General features: G+C 31.5%; 2 protein-coding genes. Both read left to right on the top strand.

What is annotated here, in order from left to right; translation table 11 throughout:
- Nucleotides 1–325 precede the first annotated feature (325 nt).
- Entirely contained in the window at nucleotides 326–1,570 is a 1,245-nt protein-coding gene (locus tag DX933_RS12335) for a site-specific integrase (RefSeq protein ID WP_123316748.1), read from the top strand.
- 38 nt (nucleotides 1,571–1,608) lie between these two features.
- Nucleotides 1,609–1,902, top strand: coding sequence for a hypothetical protein (locus DX933_RS12330; protein ID WP_123316747.1), 294 nt, complete (start codon nucleotides 1,609–1,611; stop codon nucleotides 1,900–1,902).
- Nucleotides 1,903–2,012 lie beyond the last annotated feature (110 nt).

The raw sequence follows: 2,012 nt of genomic DNA, 5'->3' as shown, positions 1-2,012 counted from the left end.
ACCACCTTTAAATACTTTAACTACTATTAATAATACCCTTATATATTTAATAGTTAAAGCACTGTAATTAAAAAATCCTAAACTTCGAGTACTTAGAGTACTCTAGTTTAGGATACTATGTTTAAAACGTCGCCACTAGGGTGGTTATGCCCGATTATAGGTACACTTTTAGGCTTTAACCATTATACGCTACATTATACTCTCTATCCGTTGATGTTAATTTGTTTTTAATTTTGCCAAATTTAAAATTATAAAGGCTAAATGTAGCAATAAATATTATAAAAAGTTAAAATATAAGTAACAATATTTGGGGTAGGTTGATCATATGGAGCTAAGTGAATCTTACAGGTTTATTGTAAAAGAGATTAGAGAAGTTGATGGTAATAATAAAATCGTATCGATAATGATACATAACCTAAGAACAAACATTCAAGTACCTCATCCGATTACAGAATTTATAACTGTAAAATATGCATACCGTGGCACATCATTAAATTCGCAACTGTTACCGGCCAGAGTAGTATGTCGTTTTTTGAACTACATTATTAAATCAATAGCTGAAAAAGACAAATTGTTCATGCAGCTCTCAATTACGGGTTTAAAAAATCTGAACCTATATCATGGCAGCAATTATATTTCTCACCTAACAAGAAATGGTTTATCGAGGAGCACGATTAAATTATATGAAGGCGTACTCACTAACTTTTTTGTGTTTTTAAGCGAGAATAACTATATCAATGAAAAGATAGAGGTTGAATTTAACTATTACAAAGATAGAAGAACGGTTAGATCGTTATTTGAAAAAAGCCATCTGCAAACTAAATATCCTTCTTCAAAAAAGTCAAATACTACTTTAAAACTAAAAGATTTCGGTAAGAATCGTTATGAGCTTATGATCTTATTCATACAAGTGGCTAGAGCTGTTTCGCCAGATATTGCACTAGGTATTTGTTTTCAATTTTATGGTGGATTACGTAGAGGTGAAGTTGTAAACGTTACCAAATTGGATTTGGAAGTAACACCAAATGAATCCCTGATGGTTCATATAAAGGACAATAGACATATCCTATTTCCACATTTAGAAGATACTTCGAACGAGTTTCCGAAAAGAACAAATTATCTTAGCCCTAGGCTCTGTAAACAAACGATAATGGATATCCCTTTAGTTTGGGAAGTTTATTTTAAACATATGGATTACCTTCAAAATATGAAACTAAAAAATAAACAGGCACTATTTATAAATAAAGAGGGCAATCCAATGTCTGGTAAGGTTTATGACCGAAGGTTCAATAAAGTGAAAAAGCGTTTTTTGGAGGAATTATTAAAGCAAGGTAGATATGAGGATTACACGTTATTAAGTGAAAGTTATTGGTCGACGCATATAGGCCGGGGAATCTACAGTAATATTCTGTTTGACATGAAACTTACACCTACTCAAATAGCTATTGCAAGGGGTGATACTAATATTAATTCATCCATGGAGTATGTAGACGAAAAAACAACTATAAATGCAATTAAAGACAATTTGCCTCGGATCACAAAGTTAAGTGGGGTATATTTCCAAAAATAAATAAAGGAATAATTTCACAATCACAGGAGGGAAATAATTTGGAAGATAATCTTATTGATTTGTCCTCATTTTATTACAATAAACAAAATATCCCTGTCACTAAGAATAAAGTAAAACTCCTGATCCAAGAGGGCCATCTTACTGTTAATAGAATTGACAATGTAGCCTATTTTAATCGTGATGAAATAATGAAAGTTGTTCATTTTGAAAAGGACTTATCGGAAAACTATTTAAGTACAGATAGTTTTCTACAAACTGTTTGTAGATCGTCTAGTTCCACATCCTATAGGGAACATTTAAGCGAAATACTATCCAAGTTGTTTATTGCATAATAAAAGTTGATAGTATTGCAACCAAAATGTGAGAAGGGTGCAAAAAAAGAAAAAGGCTTGCCAGCCCAATCAAAAAACTCTATCGTTAATAGTGACCAAACTAATTAATG

The sequence above is a fragment of the Ornithinibacillus gellani genome (assembly GCF_003730295.1).
GTDB classification, from domain to species: Bacteria; Bacillota; Bacilli; order Bacillales; family Amphibacillaceae; genus Ornithinibacillus_A; species Ornithinibacillus_A gellani.
Note: the sequence above shows the minus strand (reverse complement) of the source record. Positions and strands in the feature narration are given on the sequence as shown.

Bases quoted from the DNA above. Each gene is read 5' to 3' on its own strand.
- DX933_RS12335 (WP_123316748.1), top strand. From the start codon at position 326: ATGGAGCTAAGTGAATCTTACAGGTTTATTGTAAAAGAGATTAGAGAA.